The organism is Paraburkholderia sp. MM6662-R1, assembly GCF_050436245.1.
Taxonomy (GTDB): Bacteria; Pseudomonadota; Gammaproteobacteria; order Burkholderiales; family Burkholderiaceae; genus Paraburkholderia; species Paraburkholderia tuberum.
The window spans coordinates 928,210-947,567 of record NZ_JBNDLV010000001.1 but is presented as its reverse complement, the minus strand read 5'-3'; the positions used below and the strand labels follow the sequence as shown (position 1 = coordinate 947,567).

The following is a 19,358-nucleotide window of genomic DNA, read 5'->3' as shown; positions in this document are numbered from 1 at the left end:
GAGCGCCGTTTGCTGCCTCGACAGTAAACGCGCCACAGCGCATCCATACTGGTCCCCCGGCTGCAAGCCGCGTGCAAGCCCACTGGGCGTAGAATGCCGCCTTCTCCGACCCATCCGCGACTGCTTCGCGAACCGAGCCCGCTTCATGACCAGACCGCCGCGCAAGAAGAATCCGACCTTTGGCATCTCCGTCTTTATCGTGGTGGCGATCCTGCTGGTGATTGCCACGCTGTTCTATAACGCGATCCGCGAAAAGCACGAGTTCGACAGCCAGCCCACGCAGGTGCCGCCGGTGGCTTCGCAGGCAGCCGCGGCGGCCACCGCGATGAAACCGGCGAGCGGCGCCGCGCAATAACGCCCGCGCGCTTCCTGCTTCACTCCTCCGGTAGCCGGATCATGCTCGCGTCTTTGCGAATCTGCGCGGACGCCGCGAGCATCTGCTTGCATTGATGCGCGAGCAGCTTCGTGTCATGCACGGCATCGGCCGTATAGTCCGGCGATTTCTCCGTTTCGACGACCATCGCATCGAGCTCGCGACTCATCAGTTTGATCTGCTCGCCCTGCTCGGCGGGCAACGCGGTGCCGGCTTCGGCGGCGCTCAGGTTGTCGCGCACGAGGCTCAAAGCGCGCTGCAGCGGCTGTAGCGAGATATCCTCGACCTGGTGCTGCTGTTGCGCGGAAGTGCGCAACAGCGGCGCGGCGGCCGTGATCTGCGACGCGAGCACATGGCTGCGCACCAGCAGACCGTTCAACTCCGGCACGAACTTCTGCGCGGACTTCGGTTCGAGCATCATCCGCTGGAACGCCTGACCGAGATTCGCGAACGCAACGTGAACGTTCTTGCGCGCGAGCCGATAACGGTAATCGCGGTCGAGCGCGGTCGCCGCGGCGGCAGCGGCGACCGATGCACCGCTTGCCGGGCGCGCGGTCGCGTTGCGGATCGTGGTGGTGTCATGGCTGGCCTCGCCCGCGTTCGCCTCGGCATTGGCGTCGGCGACCGGCTGTGCCACGCCGGCGCGCCCAGCGCCGCGCGCACCGACGCCACTCGCCACTTCGGCTCCGGCGCCGGAGCCGGCGACGGCGAGCGCCGGGCCGCCAAAGCCGATCGCCGGATCCGCCATCGCCGCCGCCGGTGCGCGCGCGCCCGCTTCGGTCACGGCCGCGACCGCCGCCGCGGCCGGTTTACCGCTCCACCACCAGCTCGCTTCGAGATACTGCCGCGTCGCGCTGATCATGTTGTTGACGAGTTTGCCCATCAAGCGGTACTCCCAGTACGGGAACAGGTGGCTCGCCGCGATCGCGATCGCGCAGCCGACTACGGTGTCGATCGCGCGCTCGCCGATGATGCGCATGCTGCCCGGCGCGAGCAGATGGAACAGCAGCAGCACATACGATGACGTGAACACGACGCTCGCCGTGTAGTTGAACAGCAGCAGGCTGTAGCTCATCACCATCGACGCGAACATCACGACCATCAGGATGTGCGGCTCCTTCACGAAGATGGTCAGCGCGATGCTCGCCGCGCAGCCGATCAGCGTGCCGATGATCCGCTGCCCGTTGCGCTGCTTGGTCAGCGAGTAGCCGGGCTTCAGAATGATCACGGTGGTCATCACGATCCAGTACGCGTTCGTGAGCGGCAGCAGGCGGCCGAGCCAGAAGCCCACGGCGACCGCGATCGTCACGCGCAACGCGTGTCGAAAGCTCGGCGAGGCCATCGTCAGATTCGACAGGATCTGCCCGAACGGCACGCGCCGGCTCGACACGAAACGGCTCAGCGCCTGGTCGATGCGCAGTTCGGTTTCGGTCGGGCTCGGCTCGGTGGCAAGGCTTCGGCGCATCTTGTCGATCAGCCGCGTGGCGCTCCAGATGCGGCGGAAATTCGACGACACGGCCGAATACGCCTCCGGGTTCTGCGTCGGCAGTTCCTGCTTGCGCATCAGTTCGATTTCATACTCGATCGCGCGCAATTCCGCCTTCACGTTCACGCGCATGCGCGGCGCCTGGTTCTGCAGCACCGCGAGGCCGATCTCCTCGAGATCTTCGGCCGCCTTGCGGATCAGATCGCGATAGAACACCAGCAGATCGGAGCCGCCGAACGTGCTGCGCACGAGCGTGTAATCGGTTTGCGCGCCGACGAACAGCTCGTGCAGATCGACGCTATTGATGAACAGGTTGTAGAGCATCGCGCGGCGTGGTTCGAGCTTGCCGCGCTTCAACCTAGGCAGATTGCGCAGCACCATGTCGCGCGCGGCGTCCTGGCGATCGACCGCGGAGATCTGCTTGTCGACGAGGTTGCGATAGCACTCGTCGAGATCGTTGTCGAGATCGTAGAAGGCGGCGCGCGCGAGCAGATAGTCCGCGCACGCGAACACGCTTTCGGCGAGCGCCTGCTGCTCGATCCGATGCATCATCCAGCGGCTCACGAAGGTCGACCAGTACGTGTACCAGAGACCGCCGAGCAGGATCCACGACGCGTTGACGAGCGCCTGCAAGGGCGTGAAGTGCTCCTCCAGCGTCATGATCATCATGAACAGCGTCGCGAAGCTGATCTGCGGCCAGCGATTGCCGTACACGACGATTAGCGACAGCACGAACGTGAGCGGCACGACCGTGCACCACAGCGCGAGCGGGTTGACGGTGGCGAGGCCGGTGGCGAGCGCGGACAGAAAGCCGATCACCGAGCAGGCCAGCATCTCGTTGTGCTTGTACTTGAGCGGGCCCGGCATGTCGACGACGCAGGCGCCGAGCGCGCCGGTCGCGATCGTGAAGCCGAGGTCACGATTGTGAAACACGATCAGGCACAGGATGGCCGGTAACGACACGCCGACCGCGATGCGCAGGCCGCCATAAAAGTACTGGCTATAAAGGAATTTTCTTATTTCGACCGAATAGCGCATCGACTACCTGAATCCATTCACCGAGAAAACCGCAGTTGGAAAGACAGCGCGAAACTGCCGTCGAGTCTAACTGATTTTGCGCGCGTTCTGACCTCGTCCATTCGGCCAGGTTATGCCCTGGGGATGGGTTTGTTATGCTGTCGCTTCAATGTCCGCCGTGGCTCGCGCGCATCGTTCGCGGGCCATCAGCGTGCCAAATGTGATCTGGAATCCATGCTTCAGCTCTTCTACTCGAACCGCTACGAAACGCTGGTGGGCGCGCTGCTCGGCGACCTCGCGCAAGCGCCGTCCGACCCGTGGACCGCGCGGCCCGTGATCGTGCCGAGCGCGGCCGTGCGCCGGCGGCTCGAGCTCGATATCGCCGCGCGCCAGGGCATCTGCGCGAACGTTAACTTTGGTTATCTCGCGCAATGGCTGTGGGCGCAGATCGGCGGCGTGATCGAGGTGCCGAAGCATTCGCCGTTCGCGCCGGACCGGCTCGTGTGGCGCTGCTACCGGCTGCTCGACGACTCAGACGAAGCGCTGCCGTGGAACGCGTCGCCGCGTCTGCGCACCTATCTCGATGCGGCCGACGCGTCGATGCGCTACGAACTCGCGCGGCGCGTCGCGACCGTGCTCGATCACTATCTGACTTATCGCCCCGAATGGCTGCTGCAATGGCACAAGGGCGGCTCGATCTTCGCGAGCGGCGCGGCTGACGACACCGGTCCGCGTCTGACCGGCGCGAGCGACGCGGCGCGCGAGGACGAGCGCTGGCAGGCGGCGCTGTGGCGCGCGGTGCTCGCCGAGCTCGCGCAGGCCGGCGGTCATGCGCAAACATCCGCGGCCGCGCTGCCGCCCGCGTATCGGTTCCTCGATGAAATCGCGGCGCTCGATCTCGAGGCGATCTCGAACGCGCAATGGCCCGAGGCGGTCAGCGTGTTCGCGCTGCCGACCATGCCGCCGCTGCATATCGCGTTGCTGCGCGCGCTGTCGCGCTGGATCGACGTGCGTCTGTACGTGATGAACCCGTGCCGCGAGTTCTGGTTCGACGTGGTCAGCGAAGGGCGCGTGCAGGCACTCGACGCGGCGGGGCAGCTCGACTATCAGGAAGTCGGTCATCCGCTGCTCGCCGAATGGGGCCGCCAGACTCAGGCGCAGCTGCATATGCTGCACGAGCTGACCGAAAGCGCCGCATCGGCCGAGACCGGCGACTTCACCGAAAACCCGGAGCCGAGCTGGCTCGCCGCCGTGCAGAACGGCATTCTCGCTTTGCGCAATGAGGCCGATGCCGACGAGTTGCCTATCGAGCGCGGTATCGAGGTGCACGTCTGTCATAGCCTGTCCCGGCAGCTCGAAGTGCTGCACGATCGCCTGCTCGGCTGGTTCGACGAATTCGACGATCTACAGCCGTCCGACGTGCTGGTCGCCGTGTCCGATCTCGCGGCGGCCGGTCCGCTGATCGATGCGGTGTTCGGCACCACGCCCGCCGGCGACACGCGTCGCATTCCGTACCGCATTACCGGCCTGCCGCCGTCGCAGGCCAATCCGGTCGCGCGTCTGTTGCTCGACTGGCTCGCGCTGCCCGAGCGTAGCGTCGGCGCGCCGGATCTGATCGAATGGCTGCGCGTCGACGCGGTCGCGGTGCGCTACGGCATCGATGCGAATTCGCTCGAAGCCGCGCAGGAATGGCTCGCGGCCGCCGGCGCGCGGCGCGGGCTCGCGCCGCTCGAACCGTTGGGTGAACACGTGCCGGTCGCGCGTCATACGTTCGCCGATGCGCTGACGCGCCTGTACCTCGGCTACGCGATGCCGGCAGGCGGCGAGCCGGTCGATGCGTGGCTGCCGGTCGAAGGCGCGGGCGGTTCGGATGCTGAACTGCTCGGCCGTCTGTCGCGTTTCGTCGACGACATCGACAGCTTCGCGGCGAGCTGCGCGATCGAGCGCACGCCGTCCGACTGGTCGCAACTGCTGCTCGAAACGCTCGGGCAGTGCTTCGACGGCGGCGTCGAATTCGCCGATTCGCTCGCGGCCGTGCGCGACGCGCTCGATGCGATGAGCGCCGCGATGCAGGCCGGCGCACATGATGTGTTGCTGCCGGCGTCGGTGGTGCGCACCGCGCTCACCGAAGCGCTCGACGACCCCGCACGCGGCGGCGTGCCGTGGGGCAGCGTGACGTTTTCTTCGCTGACGAGCTTGCGCGGTTTGCCGTTCCGCGTGGTCTGCCTGCTCGGCATGGACGACGGCGTGCTGCCGTCGCTCGCGCATGCCGACGAGTTCGATCTGATGGCCGCGTTCGGTAAGGCCGGCGACCGTCAGCGCCGCGACGACGAGCGCAATCTGTTCCTCGATCTGCTGCTCGCCGCGCGCGAGCGGCTTTTCATCGCCTACACCGGCCGCAGCATTCGCGATAACGCGCCGCTGCCGCCGGCCGCGCTCGTCGATGAACTGCTCGATCATCTCGCGCAGGTGTCGGCGGGCGAGGACGCGAGTCCGGCCGTGGTCGACAGCGCGCGGCGCGAGTTCATCGTCGAGCATCCGTTGCAGGCGTTCGCGTCGGACTACTTCGCGGCGAAGCCCGACCTGTTCACCTACGACGCCAATCGCGCCGAGCTGGCCACGCTGCTTGCCGAACCGCAGCATGCCGCCGCCACGCCGTTCTTCGATCAACCGCTGCCGCCGGAAGACATGCACGAGGTGGCGTTCGACGACTTCGTGCGCTTCTGGCGTCATCCGGCGCGCGCACTGCTGCGCGACCGGCTCGGTATCGCGTTGTCGGATGCGCAGGGCGAGTTGCTTGACACCGAGCCGTTCGATCTCGACTATGCGGGCCGCGACGCACTCGCCGAGCGCCTGCTGCCGGTCCTGCTAGACGCCGGCACCGACGACGAGGTGATCTATAGCCGCGTGCAGCGCGTCGCCGAGGCGAGCCCCGAGTTGCCCGGCGGCGCGACCGGCGCGGTCTGGCGCGCGCGCGAGCTGTCCGCGCTGCGGCAGTTGGCGCAAAGCGTGCGGCGCGAAGTGGCCGCGGGCGTCGAGCGTTTGCCGTTCGTGCTCGACGTCTCGCCGCGCTGGCCGCAAGGCGGCGCTGGCACCGACAGCGCCGTCTCCCTGTTTGGCGACTACGACGCGCTGCTGCGCGAGTCCGCCGAAACGCCGCTGCAATTGCGCGGCACGTTGAACCTGCTGACCGGAACGGGACAAGTGATCTTTCGTTATGCCAAAGCCAGCGCGCGCGACTATCTGTCCGCGTGGCTCGCGCATCTGGTCTATTGCGCGGCACAGCCGGACGGCCCGCGCCGCACCGTATGGCACGGCAGCGGCGAGAGCTTCGAGCTCGCGCCCGTCGCGGCTCCGCTCGACGAACTCGCGCCGTTGGCTGCGCTCTTCAATGCCGGCCGCCGGCTGCCGCTGCGCTTTTTCCCGAAAAGCGCATGGGCGCGGCTCAGCGAAAGCGAATCGGCGGCGCAGGGCGTATGGGTCAACGACCGCGTGCGCGGCGAATCCGACGACCCCGCGTTGCGCATCGCGCTGCGCGGCACACCGCTCACGCTCGACGAACCGTTCGGCATCCTCGCCGCGATCGTCTTCAAGCCACTGATCCAGCATCTGCGGAGCGCCTCATGAGCGACGCGCTGCGCCATCAAAGCCTCGCCGCCGACGAACTCGACGTGTTCGCATGTCCGCTCGACGGCGTGAACCAGATCGAAGCGTCGGCGGGCACCGGCAAGACGTGGAACATCTGCGCGCTGTACGTGCGGCTGCTGCTCGAAAAGAACCTGAACGCGGATCAGATTCTCGTCGTCACGTTCACGAAGGCCGCGACCGCGGAGCTGCACGAGCGCATACGCGGCCGTCTCGCGGAACTGCACCGCGCGATCGAGATGGACGACGACGGCGACGATCCGTTCATCCGCCGGCTGTTCGAAACGACGCTCGCGCCGGAGCGCGGTATCGAGCGCGAGGCCGCGTTGAAGGTCGTGCGCCGCGCGCTGCGCACGTTCGATCAGGCCGCGATCCACACGATCCACGCGTTCTGTCAGCGCGCCTTGCAGGAAGCGCCGTTCGCGGCCGCGATGCCATTCGCGTTCGAGATGGAAGCCGACGACGCGGCGCTGCGTTTCGAACTCGCCGCCGATTTCTGGCGCGAGCAGGTCGAGCCGGTCGCACATGCGCATCCGGCGTTCGCCGCGTGGCTGGTGGCCAAGCGCGCCGGTCCCGCGTCGCTCGACGAGCAGCTGGCACGGCGCCTGAAAAAGCCGCTCGCGCAATTGCGCTGGGGCGGCGTCGACGCGGCCGGCGCAAGCGCCGATCCGCAGGCCGGCTTCGATGTCGCGTGCGCGATCTGGCGGGCCGAACGCGACGCGATCGTCGCGCTACTGGCCGAGGCACAGGAGCGCCTGAGCAAGACCACGCACAAGCCCGATCACGTGAGCGCCGCGATCGCCGCGTGGACCGACTACTTCGCGCAGGGCGATCGCCATGCGCCGCCGCCGCGCGCCGCGCTGAAGCTGACGGCGTCGGCGTTGAAGAAGGCAACCAAGGTCAAGTTCGAGCCGCCCGCACATCCGTTCTTCGAGCATGCCGACGCGCTGGCCGCGGCCGTGGTCGCCGCCGAGGCCGCGCAGCGCGCGCGCTGGCTCGCGCTGGTGCAGACATGGCTCGACTACGCGCCGGCCGAGTTGGTGGCGCGCAAGCGCACGCGCCGCGTTGTATCGTTCGACGATCTGCTCGCGAATCTGTATCGCGCACTGGCCGCGCATGCCTGGCTCGCCGATGCATTGCGTAGCCGCTATCCGGCCGCGCTGATCGACGAGTTCCAGGACACCGATCCGCTGCAATTCGCGATCTTCAGCCGCATCTTCGCGCCGGCGGGACCGCTGTTCCTCGTCGGCGATCCGAAGCAGGCGATCTACAGTTTTCGCGCGGCGGATCTGCATACGTATCTCGCGGCGCGCGAGTCGGCGTCCGCGTGCTACACGCTCGCGGTCAACCAGCGTTCGACCGCACCGATCGTCGAGGCGTGCAACCGGATCTTCGAAGCGAACCGCCAGGCGTTCGTGCTCGACGGGCTCGACTATCAGCCAGTGCGTGCGGGTGAGCGGCGCCGCGCGCCGTTTACCGATCCCGACGCGAGCGGCGGCGATTTCCGCATCTGGACGTTGCCGCGCGGCGCAACGCCGCTGGACAAACGCAGCGCGCAGCGCGCCGCGAGCGAAGCGTGCGCGGCCGAGATCGTGCGGCTTTTGCGAGGGGCGCGCGAAGGTGTCGTGACGATCGGCGACAAGCCGCTCGCACCGGGCGATATCGCCGTGCTCGTGCAGACGCACAAGCAGGGCAGCCTCGTCAAACGCGTGCTCGCGGCGTGGGGCGTCGGCAGCGTGGAGCTTGCGCAGGCGTCGGTGTTCGCGACGCTCGACGCCGAGCAGATCGAGCGCGTGCTGGCCGCCATCGACACGCCCGGCGATCTGCGTCGCCTGCGCGCCGCGCTCGCCACCGACTGGCTCGGGCTCGATGCCGCCGCGCTGTGGCGTCTCACGCAGGTCGCCGATGCGCCCGCGGCCGAGGCTGTTGACGAACCCGCGCCGGCGCTCGACGTCGCCGACGCGATGGGCTGGGTCGAGCGTTTTTCGCGCTACCGGATGCTGTGGCACGAACGCGGCTTCGCGGTGATGTGGCGCACGCTGATGCGCGAACTGCGCGTCGCGCAGCGGCTCGTCGCGGGTGTCGACGGTGAGCGTCGGCTGACCAACGTGAACCATCTCGCCGAGCTCGTACAGGCGCGAGCGGCCACCCAGCCCGGCATCGCGCCTACCTTGCGCTGGCTCGCCGCGCAGCGCGAGCAGGGCGGCGGTGACGAGGCGCAACTGCGGCTCGAGTCGGATCGCAATCTCGTGCAGATCGTCACGGTCCATAAATCGAAGGGACTCGAATACGCGGTCGTGTTCTGTCCGTTTCTGAACGATGGCGGCTTGCGCGAGCCGCCCTCGTCGGGCTTGCCCGATGCGCGCGAGTATCACGACGACAGCGGCGACGCGGTGCTGCACTACGGTTGCGACGAAGAGGAAGCCGAGCGCGCCTCGCGTTACGCGGTGCGCGAGCAGGCGGCGGAACGCGCGCGGCTCGTCTATGTGGCGCTCACGCGCGCGGTGTATCGCTGCTACCTGGTCGCGGGCACGTATCTGTCGTCGCGCTCGACGAAGGAGTCGCGGCGCAGCGTGCTGAACTGGCTCGTCGGCGGCAGCGGCCACACGTTCGACGCCTGGCTCGCCGAGCCGCCCGACGAAGCCGCGCTCGCGGCGAGCTGGCAGGCGCTCGCGGGCGGACCGGTCACGTTGCGGGCGCTGCCCGAAGTGACGCGCCGCGTGCCGCTCGAAAGTCTGCGGGATCAGGGCACGCATCTGCACGCGCGCGCGAATCGGCGGCCGTTGCGCGATCAGTGGCGCATGGCAAGTTTCAGCGGGCTGATCGCGGCCGGCGGCAGGAGCGCGGATGCCCACGCGCACGCGCCGCAGGAAGACGTGCGGCCCGACCACGATGAAATCGCCGATGCGCTACCCTCCGCGCCGCTGCTCACGCCGCTCGCCGCGTCGAGCGCCCCGGCGCATGCCGACGACGACATCCTCGGGTTCCCGCGCGGCGCGGCGGCCGGCGATTGCCTGCATCGGATGTTCGAACTCGCCGATTTCACCGAGGCGCGCACCTGGCCCGACGCGATCCGCGGCGCGCTGCGCGAGCGTCCAGCGCCGGCCGCGCCCGAGCTCGCCGTGCGCTTGCCCGCGATGATGCATCGGCTGATCGCCGACGTCGTCTCGACCGAACTCGTGCCGGGCATGACGCTCGCGCGGCTCGATCCGCGTCGGCGCCTGAACGAACTCGAGTTTCTGTTCGCGGCCCCGTCGCTGGATTTTCCGGCGCTGCGCGAGCTGCTGATCGAATACGGCTATCCCGACGTCGCGCTGGAGCCCGGCGTGCTGCGCGGGTTCGTCAAAGGATTTATCGACATGATCGTCGAGCACGACGGCCGCTTCTGGATCGTCGACTGGAAGTCGAACCATCTCGGCGACACCGCCGCCGACTACGCAGCCGCGCCGCTCGAAGCGGCGATGACGAGTCACGCGTACCACCTGCAGGCGCTGCTTTATACGGTCGCGCTGCATCGCTATCTGAAGACGCGCGTGCGCGACTATGCATACGACGCGCATATCGGCGGCTACCTGTATCTATTCGTGCGCGGCGTGCGGCCCGACTGGCGCGATGTCGACGGTGCCGCCGGTGTGCACAGGCGGCGTGCGCCGTTCGAACTGGTGGCGCTGCTCGACGCGGCGATGATCGGAGGTGGCGCATGAGCACGCCCGGCACGCTTGACGAGCGCGCGGCCGCGCCGCTCGGGCTCGAAGACATCGGCGTCAACCTGCCCGCGCCGGCCGATTTCAGCATCGCGCTCGCCGAAGGGTTCGCGCGCCGTATCGGCATGCTCGCGCGGCGCGGTGGCGCATCGACCGAGGTGGTGAAGTGGGCCGCGCGCGGCGCGTTCGCCGCGAGCCGCGCGACCGCCGAAGGGCACGTGTGCGTGCCGCTCGCGACGCTCGCGCGCCGCTTCGACGCGTCGAGCGCCGAAGTGCGCGCGGCGCTGCTCGCGAGCGGCATGGCAAGCGATGGCGCAGCGGACGCGGCGGGCGCGCGGCGGCGTTGCGCCCGCTCGTGATCGACGCGCAGGGGCGTCTCTATCTCGCGCGCTACTACGACTACGAGCGGCGCCTGGCCCACGCCCTGGTCGCGCATGCGACGGGCGAGGCGAGCACCGCGAAGGCCGACGCGGACACCGCCCCCGCCGCTTTGCGCGAACGCCTGCTGCGCTACTTCGGTCCGCCGCGAGACGACGACGTCGATTGGCAACGCGTCGCGGCCGTGATGGCGCTGTCGGGGCGGCTGACGATCGTCAGCGGCGGCCCGGGAACCGGCAAGACCACGACCGTGGTCGGCGTGCTTGCGTGTCTGCTCGATGCGCGGGCCGATTTGCGCATCGCGCTGGCGGCGCCGACCGGCAAGGCGGCGCAACGGATGCAGGAAGCGTTGCTCGCGCGCGCGGGCGAGCTGCCGCCCGAACTCGCCGCGCGTTTGCCGCAGACGTCGTACACGCTGCATCGCTTGCTGGGGTCGGGGCCGGGCGGGCGCTTCCGGCATCATCGCGATAATCCGTTGCCGTATGACGTGGTCGTGATCGACGAGGCGTCGATGATCGACGTGGCGATGGCCACGCATCTGCTCGACGCGATCGGGCCGCAAACGCGGCTCGTGATGCTCGGTGACAAGGACCAGCTCGCCGCGGTCGAAGCCGGCGCGGTGTTCGCCGAACTCAGCGCGCGGCCGGCGCTGAGCGCGCGCGGATTGCAATGGGTCGCGCAGGCGCTCGACATCGACGAGGCGCGGCTCGCGCGGGCTTTGCCGCGCGCGTTGCGTGAAGTCGATGAAGCACCGTTGGACGATTTATTTGAGCCGCCCGAGACGCCGCAAACCTTCGAGCCACCCGCGTCGGGCGATCCGTTCGGTGACGGCGTGACATCGGCGACTGGCGAGCAGGCGGATCGCGATAAGCGATCGGCGATCGAACGCAACCCGCTCGCGGACTGCGTCGTCTGGCTCGAGCGCAACTACCGGTTCGGCCTCGAGTCGCCGATCGGCCGTTTGTCCGTCGCGATTCGCAACGGCTCACCGAGCGCGGCGCTCGACGTATTGCAGATCGACCCGACCGAGGTCTGCGCCGCGGCGCTGCACGAGGACGCTCACACGACGCTGGCCGAGCGCACCACCGCAAGACTTGCCGGTGGCTTCGCGCCGTACGCCGACGCGCTTGCCAGGGCGCTCGCCGTCGATATGCCCGATCCAGTGCCGCTCTTCGACGCGCTCAACCGCTTCCGCATCCTCTGTGCGACGCGGCTCGGACCTCGCGGCGTCGATCAGGTCAACGCGGCGATGGCGGCTGAGGTGCGCCGCGCCGCGGGCGTCACGCTCGCGGTCGGCGCGCAGTGGTTTGCCGGACGTCCGGTGATGGTGACGCGCAACGATTACGCGCTGGGTCTGTTCAATGGCGACATCGGCATTGCGCTGCCGGGCGCGGGCGGCGCGCTGCGCGTGTACTTCCGCACCGGCGACGGCGGTGTGCGCGCGGTGTCGCCGGCCGCGCTGCCGCCGCACGACACCGCGTTCGCGCTGACGGTCCACAAGTCGCAAGGTTCGGAGTTCGAGCAAGCGGTGCTGGTGCTGCCGTCGGCGTTCAGCCGGGTGTTGTCGCGTGAGCTCGTGTATACGGCGATTACTCGCGCGCGCGAACGTGTCGAGGTGATCGGCGCGCGGGCCGTGCTCGCGCAGGCGATCGCGACGCCGACGCAGCGTGATTCGGGGCTGGCCGCGCGGATTGCCGAAGCATCGCGTTGATCGCGCGGCAGCAGGCAGAAAGAGCGAAGTGGCGGACTTGTGGTGCGAGCGGCGCTCAACCGGCAACCCCGCTCGCCCGCTCGATGGCCTCGACGCGGCTGCGCATCGTCCTGCGATACCACAGTGTCCACAGCGCGAGTCCCGCGTAGATGCCGTAGCCGATAAACGGCGACACGACGAGGAAGCGTTCGATCGGCCACGTCAGCGCCATCCACGCGCGTAGCGCGGTTTCGGCGGTCAGCCCGATGCCCCACACGAGCGTCATGGTTCGCATCGCGGTGGCGAGACCGGGGCGCTCGCGCCATAGCGCCTCGAAATGCGCGGCGCCGCCTTCCATTTCGCGCGCGACCGTCGCGCGCGCGAGGTAGAAGATCAGAGGACGACGCATCGGCAGCGACAGCAGGAACACGACGCCGACCGCGCCGGACACCAGCGACTCGCGCAACAGCAGCATGCGCGGACTGCCCCCGAGCGCCATGGCCGCGACCGACAGCACGATGCCCGCCACCACCATCACGCTGAGCGCATCGACGCGCCTGAAGCGCGCGAGCTCGATCGCGCTCCACACGAGCGGCGGCACGGCGGACGCGATTAGCGCGCCGGTCTCGCCGACCCGCGGCAACGCGAGCCGGTAAGCAAGCCACGGCAGCAGAAAGTTGACGGCCAGTTCGAGCACGAAACCGGGACGGATTTTCATATGAATTTACGCCGTAAGCGAAAGAACCAGTATCGATGAACCGGTCGGGCCGACGCAAATGGTTTTTTTCGTAGCGTTCGCGAGCCGGCGCCGCCGGGCGCCGCACCGGGCGCTCCGCCGCCTTCCCGCGAGATCGGGCATTTCGCGTCGAGCGCTTGTACACTGACGCATCTTCCTTCCCGACCACCCATGACATCCCGCTATCCGGTCCCGCCCAACGAAATCGAATTGACCGCCGTGCGCGCGCAGGGGGCGGGTGGTCAGAACGTCAACAAGGTGTCGAGCGCGATCCATCTGCGTTTCGACGTGCGCGCCTCGTCGCTGCCGGAAGTGCTGAAGATGCGTCTGCTCGCGCTGTCCGACCACCGGCTCACGCGCGACGGCGTCGTGATCATCAAGGCGCAGGAGCATCGGACCCAAGAGATGAACCGCGCGGCGGCGCTCGCGCGGCTCGATGAACTGATCGAAAGCGTCAGCGTGACCCGCAAGCATCGGGTCGCGACGCGGCCGACCCGCGCGTCGAACCTGCGGCGGCTCGACAGTAAGGCCAGGCGCAGCGAGGTCAAGTCGGGGCGCGGCCGCATGCACGAGTAGCGGCGTGGGTCGCTAACGCCTCGCGCCGCGTCTGCCGGTGCGCACATCCGGCGGCGACGCCTCCGGCACGAAGTCGACGCACAGCACGTGCGTGCCGTCGCGCTCGAACGCGATCGCCGCGGTGTAGCAGTCCTGACCATCGGCGAGCGAATAATGCGGCCCCATCATCGCGACGCGGCCTGGCGCCGCGAGCGCGTGCCGGAAATACGCGCGACGCGACCAGTTGCTGCGCGTCTCCGTATAGAGCGGCGCGAGCCGCTTCGGAGGCGGCGGGACCGACGCCGCCGTCACCGAAGGCTGGGTCTGCTCGCCCAGGCCGTCGGTGAGGAACACGCGGCGCGCTTCGGGCAGATGCCAGACCTTTTGCGCGGCCTGTTCGAGGTCACCGGTCGCCTGGTAGGTGTCGGCGGCGGCCAGCACCGCTTCCGCGAAGCCCTCGAACCCGAGCCGCTGGTGGCCGGCGTGCGCACGCTCGTATTCGGCGAACTTGCTCCAGATCGACGCGACGAGCTCAGGCACCTTCGTGCAGGCGGCCAGCACGCTGCTCTTCGGCTGACCGAACCAGAACCCCTGCACGAAATCGACGTCGGCCTGCATCAGGATCATCAGCTCTTCATCGGTTTCGACGCCTTCGGCGAGCACGAGCGTGCCCGACTGATGCAGCATCGCGATCAGATGGCTGATCATCGATTCGTCGCCCTCGCGCTTGCCCGCGCGCGCGACGAGCGAACGGTCGAGTTTGACGATGTCGGGGCGGAAGCGCCACACGCGATCGAAGTTCGAGAAGCCGGTGCCGAAGTCGTCGATCGCGATCAGAAAATCGCGCGGCTGCGAGGCGGCGAGCATGCTGGCGACGGCGGATTCATCGTCGGCGGGCTGCTCGAGCACTTCGATCACGATGCGCTCCTGCGGCAGCCCGAAATGCGCGGACAACTCGTCGATGAAAGCGCGCTGCGGCCAGCCGGTTTCGAACACCTGCGGGCGCGTGTTCAGAAACAGCCACCCGGTGCTGATGCCTTGCTCCATGAAGTTCGCCACATGCAGGCAGCGCGCGATGCGATCGAGTTCGCGCGCTTCGGCGGCCGAGCGCGTGCCGGAGAACAATACTTCGGGCGAGACGGGCAGACCGACCGGATCGAACGCGCGCAACAGCCCCTCGTAGCCGACCACGCACTGATGCGTGACCGACAGCACCGGCTGGAACACGCTGTGCAATGTCAACGCGCGCCAGGTCGCGGTCCAGCCCGACTCGCCGCGGACCAGGTGCGGGAGCAGGCCGCTCACGGTCAATTCGCTGACGGATGGCATAGAAGCGGGCATGAAAGCTGACATGGGATCGTTGCGGCAAGGGAATGAAGGGGCGCGCAAACCCATTCGGCGCGTAGCGCTCGCACACCCGGAGCGTCGCCGGAACGAAACGAATGCGTCCCGCGAACACGGAGGGCGGTGCCAGCCACGCTGGACTCCGGCGAATTGGTCAAAATGAGTCTAGCAGTTTGCAGCGCGCGGCAATGTGCGGGTTATCACAAACGCATGGGCGCGAAAATTGTCTGCAAAACGACTGCCTACGGCCGTGCGGCAATCCGTTGCGGTAATGCGTCGGAGCGTCCCGCGCGCTTGCCACGCGCGACACCGATTCCCAATCGCAATGAGTTACCGTACCACGCCGAGGGTAGCAGGGCGCCCGGTGGTCGCCCGCCAAACTCCAGGCCGACGGTGCTCACGTGCTAGTGCCGCTGTAGGCGCTGATGCGGCCATTCGGGCGGCGGGCTTGGCACTGCTCTGCCGGGCGGATTCTGGCGCGACGTGCAGGAGCCGCGCCGGTTCGTGTCATTGAGCGATGGGAAAGCCAGGATGCGCTCGCGGCGCATGCGAAATCCGCGCATATCCAGGCTTATAAGAAGGCGGCCGCGGATTGGATCGAGCACGCGGAGATTCGCGTGGTGTCGAAGATCGCCTGAATTCGGGCGCGGGCGTCAGCGGCGCGCGGACACGCTGGACAGGTGGGGCGGCCCCGAGGCCGCTGGCGCGCCGTCAGCGATCAGTGGGTTGCTTGCGGGACATCGAGAATCAGGATGATGGTCCAGTCGGCGTCGCCGTCATGGTGATACTGGCGCTCCGCGACAATGAACGGCTCCTGCTTGCCAGCCGGGCCGAGAAACAGCACGTCGCCTTCCATCGGCAGGCATTCGACAGGCGGCAGCGCGAGGTACGCTTCCTGACCGCCACGCGGCATCAGTTTTTCGATCTTGCGAGATGCTGCTTCGGTCCATTCGATATCAAGCTGGATGTTGCTCATGCTGTCCTCCGCACCAGGGTGCGCACGGGTTAGGGGATGCCGGCGGCTCGCCGGTCGGTGCGCGACTTTAGCATACAGAGAGCAGAGCGCCGGCGGCTTGCCGGGCCGGTGCGCGCTCGGAGTGCCTTGCCAACAGCGAGCGGGTCGCACAAATAAAAAAAGCCGAAACCGGCGCTGCCAGCTTCGGCTTTTTCACCTTCACGAGGAGGCCGCGAGGCGAGATCCGCGAAGTCGTTCAGGTGCCCGACGCGTCGGCACCCTTCTTCGGATGATGCGGAGCCATCTTGTGATGCTTGGCCGGCGCGGCCGGTGCGCTTCCCATCGACTGCTCGCGGTTTTGCAAATCTTGCGCACGCTGCTCGACGTCGGCGGCCTTCGCCGGATCGGTGCTCGTCGTGATGCCGTTGTCCTGCGCGTGAGCCGCGCCGGCTGCGGCACACAAGGAAACCAGGATCGCCATGGACACTTTCTTCATCGTTACCTCCGTAGAATGGTGGTGGACCCGAGTATTGCCTGTCCAGTGGGAAAGACAATGCATTCTATCGAGCAAACTCTTCTCTAGCCGATGGCTTTGTAACCGTGCTCAACACTTGTTACGTTTTGTAATAACTGGACGCTGGTCGAATAAACCGCGACGTCCTCGAGTGCCAGAGCGCAGCGGCCTACATCGTTCGTTAGAACCAGCCGATCGCGCGATACAGGTGAAATTGCGCGAGGCCGATCAGCTCATGCAACGCTATCTCCGCGGCCACGAGATTGGCGAAGCGCGGCAGCACGCCGATCCGCGCGCGCCGCGCGCTCGAAATCTGCGGCTGCGGCTCGACGCCGAAGCGCTGAAAATCGAGCAGCGCACGCGGCATCTGATACGCGGAGGTGACGAGTATCAACGTGTCGTAATGTGATTGACCGACAATAGCCGAGACGTTGCGCGCGTTCTCATAGGTCGTGCGGCTGCTTTGTTCGAGCACGATGTCCGAGCGCGCCACCTGCTGACGCAGCAGATAGGGCAGGTAGGTGTCGGCTTCGGTCGCGCTATGCCGCTGCGGATTGCCGCCGCTGACGATCACCCGGCACGTGCTCGCCGTGCGCTTGCAGGCCGCGTAGTTCTGCGCGCTGACCTCGATGCGCGAGAGTACGTCGCGCGGTGGCACCAGCACATGGTCGTGGTCGTAGACCGTGCCGCCGCCGAGCAGGATGATCGCGGTGCGTGGCGCGAAGGTGGCGGCCGTGGCGCTCTGTCGTTGCGGCTGCGCCAGATCGAGCAGTGGCGCGGTTAGCCAGCCGGCCGCGAGCAGCCAGAACAGCGCGATCATGCAGAAGATGAGCGGCCGGCGCGCACGTTTCCATAGCACGATTGCTGCAAAAAAAAGCGCTAATAAAGTGAATAGAATCAATTTAAATGGGGTAACGTATGTCTTTCGGGACAAATCCACGGGCCTGCCATCGCGCCGCGGCGGTTGCATCGTCGGTTCATGGAGAGAACGCTAACATGCCGTTCTGACGGGGGTTCCGAAAACGAGACCAGGCAGCACCTGGCGGAAATCCGCCGTCAGACAGGCGGCGAGCTTCCGACCAGGCGCGGGTGCTACGCGCGTCGCCGGTGGCGCAGTGACGCGTGGGCATGAATGTGTCATAGCTGCACTTTAAGAAAGAAGTGAGATGACCACGTATTCCAACGAAGCGGTACTTGAAGCGCTGCGGCGAGCGCAATATCGTCAGGTTCCCTGGGCCAGAAGGCCGGGTGTCTTCCAATATCTTCGCGCGCTGGGGCTGATGGACACCGTTCGTCAGCGAACCGTCGCACCGGCGCCAGGCTTTCATGCTCCCGTCGACATCGCGGTGCTCACCGAACGCGGCAAAGCGGAGTTTGCGCGGCTCGAGCACGACGAGCGTCTGCTCACATGGACAGCGCAACGCATGAACGATTATGTTCTCGGCGCGGCCGAACCGCAGTCCGCCGCGACAGCCGAAGTCAGATCTTAGCTCAAGGTTCATCGCTTACCTGAACTGAGTCACTGTCCGCCCGGGCCTGTCGCCCCTCGGCGGGCCGTCGCTGACGTCGACCGGTCGCCGTGCGCGTCCGCGGGCGAATCTCGGCTTCCCATCGACAAGGCGGCGACGCGATCCGCGCAGGTCGTTGCCGTTGCGCGCCTTTCATGCCATCAACGCCTCGAGGGCGAAAAAAAGCCCGTATCACGAAGATACGGGCATACCGGAATTACTACTGCCACGCTGTGCTAATGGCGTTGAGTCAGACTGGTGCCGCGTCCGGTGGTTCCCCGATCGTAAGTGCGCAATGCAAGATAGTGGGCACCGCGTCGTGCGACGCGCCGTCGGAGCGACGACTTGGCAAATCAACGCCGCCGCTGATCCTCACGCGGCGCATCGGGCCGAGCCCGCACATTGCTGGCGATATCGCCGCGCAGATCGCCACGCGGCGTCGGCGCCGTGAAGTCGCGATTATGGGCCTCGCTCTGCTGCCACGCTTCCAGCGTGGCTTGGCGGTCCGGGCGCCAGTTCCACCCTTGCGGGCGTTGTTGCGCAATTGCGGGCGCGGCCATCGATGAAATCACAATGCCGCACAACACCAGTGACATTGGTTTCATTCCGAAATCCCCCTCAACCTCGAGCCCCTCGACTCAAGGCCTGTTTGCATAAGTATTAACGTATGCCGGAGGACGAAAGCACGCTGTAATTAATAGTAAATGGATGTTTCACCCGGAGCTATCGGGTAGTTTGGCAGTCTGAGGCAGCGCGCAAGGAGCGCTGTGGCGGTTGTGCGGGAGGCGCGACGAAGGGGCGCGCGAAGCGGAGAAGACAGCGTCTCGCGGCGACCGTCAAATGCTGGCGGGTCGTGGGCGCGCACGCAATCGTGGAAAAGTGGCTGGATAAAAAACCGGGCGCCTACAGGCGCCCGGTGACCGCGTAGTTTAGCGTCAGGCCATCTTGACCGGCGCGCGCCACGATTCCGGATTGGTCCAGAACGCGCCGCGTAGGCGGTCGCGGCTCGGCGGTGCCGGCGGTTTCGCGGCCGTTGCGCCGATCCGGCCGCGCAGCGAGATTTCGCGGCCGCTCGTGCCAAGCCGTTTCACAATTTCAGCGAGCGTGCCATCGGCTTGCCACTCGTCGAAGCGCCGGCGGCAAGTCGGGGGGGACGGGTAGCGGCCCGGCAACTTGGACCAGCCTTCGCCTGTCGACAACACCCAAAGCACGGCGTTGACCACCGCCCGAGCTTCCACGCGCGGTCGACCACGCCGTTCGCTGCGCGCCGGCTCGGCGCAGAACAAAGCCTCGACCAGCGCCCATTCGTTATCTCTCAAATCGTCGAACAGCATCATGTTTCACCTCAGCGAAGCTAACTCCGGTGCGCTGCCCCGCGCCGCGCACTCTTCACGCACTCGATAGGCGAGTGCCAAAGGGGACGGGCTTGCCACGGATTGCCATCGGAAATCAT

At 67.2% G+C, this 19,358-nt stretch carries 12 protein-coding genes and 3 pseudogenes; 7 read left to right on the top strand and 8 right to left on the bottom strand.

The features are described from left to right. Positions 1-145 precede the first annotated feature (145 nt). Positions 146-355, top strand: a complete 210-nt coding sequence (locus tag OKW39_RS04555; RefSeq protein ID WP_090804099.1) for a hypothetical protein — start codon at positions 146-148, stop codon at positions 353-355. Between the two features lie 19 nt (positions 356-374). On the opposite strand, the gene OKW39_RS04550 is transcribed toward OKW39_RS04555, so the two are convergent. Next, positions 375-2,897: an FUSC family protein gene (locus OKW39_RS04550; protein ID WP_429562164.1), complete on the bottom strand. Its 2,523-nt coding sequence runs from the start codon at positions 2,895-2,897 to the stop codon at positions 375-377. A gap of 213 nt (positions 2,898-3,110) precedes the next feature. On the opposite strand from OKW39_RS04550, the gene recC reads away from it, so the two are divergent. The 3 genes and pseudogenes from recC (at position 3,111) to OKW39_RS04535 (ending at position 12,314) form a co-directional block, all read left to right on the top strand. Continuing rightward, positions 3,111-6,503, top strand: a complete 3,393-nt coding sequence (recC, locus tag OKW39_RS04545) for an exodeoxyribonuclease V subunit gamma (protein ID WP_429562163.1) — start codon at positions 3,111-3,113, stop codon at positions 6,501-6,503. Beyond that, positions 6,500-10,225: an exodeoxyribonuclease V subunit beta gene (gene recB / locus OKW39_RS04540; RefSeq protein ID WP_429562162.1), complete on the top strand. Its 3,726-nt coding sequence runs from the start codon at positions 6,500-6,502 to the stop codon at positions 10,223-10,225. The genes recC and recB overlap by 4 nt, the downstream gene beginning before the upstream one ends. Further along, a pseudogene (locus tag OKW39_RS04535) lies at positions 10,222-12,314 on the top strand (AAA family ATPase). Before recB ends, OKW39_RS04535 begins: the two are co-directional and overlap by 4 nt. 55 nt (positions 12,315-12,369) lie before the next feature. Here OKW39_RS04535 and OKW39_RS04530 read toward each other — a convergent pair. Continuing rightward, entirely contained in the window at positions 12,370-13,011 is a 642-nt protein-coding gene (locus OKW39_RS04530) for a VC0807 family protein (RefSeq protein ID WP_090804107.1), read from the bottom strand. 189 nt (positions 13,012-13,200) lie between these two features. Here OKW39_RS04530 and arfB point away from each other — a divergent pair, with 189 nt between their 5' ends. Further along, positions 13,201-13,605, top strand: coding sequence for an alternative ribosome rescue aminoacyl-tRNA hydrolase ArfB (gene arfB, locus OKW39_RS04525; protein WP_090804108.1), 405 nt, complete (start codon positions 13,201-13,203; stop codon positions 13,603-13,605). Between the two features lie 12 nt (positions 13,606-13,617). On the opposite strand, the gene OKW39_RS04520 is transcribed toward arfB, so the two are convergent. After that, the gene (locus OKW39_RS04520; RefSeq protein ID WP_429563450.1) at positions 13,618-14,913 is read right to left on the bottom strand and encodes a sensor domain-containing phosphodiesterase; all 1,296 of its coding nucleotides are present in this window, start codon (positions 14,911-14,913) and stop codon (positions 13,618-13,620) included. A gap of 492 nt (positions 14,914-15,405) precedes the next feature. Between OKW39_RS04520 and OKW39_RS04515 the strand changes: the two are divergent. Further along, positions 15,406-15,566, top strand: a pseudogene (locus OKW39_RS04515) (putative quinol monooxygenase); the annotation flags it as partial. Positions 15,567-15,646: 80 nt separating this feature from the next. Here OKW39_RS04515 and OKW39_RS04510 read toward each other — a convergent pair. From OKW39_RS04510 to OKW39_RS04500, 3 genes are all read right to left on the bottom strand, one after another. Further along, a complete protein-coding gene (locus OKW39_RS04510; protein WP_090804111.1) occupies positions 15,647-15,904 on the bottom strand; it encodes a DNA-binding protein in 258 nt (85 codons plus the stop codon). 235 nt (positions 15,905-16,139) lie between these two features. Further along, positions 16,140-16,379 carry a hypothetical protein gene (locus OKW39_RS04505; RefSeq protein WP_090804113.1) on the bottom strand — a complete coding sequence of 80 codons (240 nt, stop codon included), beginning with the start codon at positions 16,377-16,379 and terminating at the stop codon, positions 16,140-16,142. A gap of 199 nt (positions 16,380-16,578) precedes the next feature. Continuing rightward, positions 16,579-17,298, bottom strand: a complete 720-nt coding sequence (locus OKW39_RS04500; protein ID WP_429361632.1) for a YdcF family protein — start codon at positions 17,296-17,298, stop codon at positions 16,579-16,581. Between the two features lie 265 nt (positions 17,299-17,563). Here OKW39_RS04500 and OKW39_RS04495 point away from each other — a divergent pair, with 265 nt between their 5' ends. After that, positions 17,564-17,887: a hypothetical protein gene (locus OKW39_RS04495; RefSeq protein ID WP_018418368.1), complete on the top strand. Its 324-nt coding sequence runs from the start codon at positions 17,564-17,566 to the stop codon at positions 17,885-17,887. Positions 17,888-18,258: 371 nt separating this feature from the next. Here OKW39_RS04495 and OKW39_RS04490 read toward each other — a convergent pair whose 3' ends face one another. Further along, positions 18,259-18,510 (bottom strand): hypothetical protein, encoded by a 252-nt coding sequence (locus OKW39_RS04490; RefSeq protein ID WP_429562161.1) that lies wholly within the window; start codon positions 18,508-18,510, stop codon positions 18,259-18,261. A gap of 333 nt (positions 18,511-18,843) precedes the next feature. Next, positions 18,844-19,239 (bottom strand): annotated as a pseudogene (locus OKW39_RS04485) (transposase); the annotation flags it as partial. Positions 19,240-19,358: the final 119 nt, after the last annotated feature.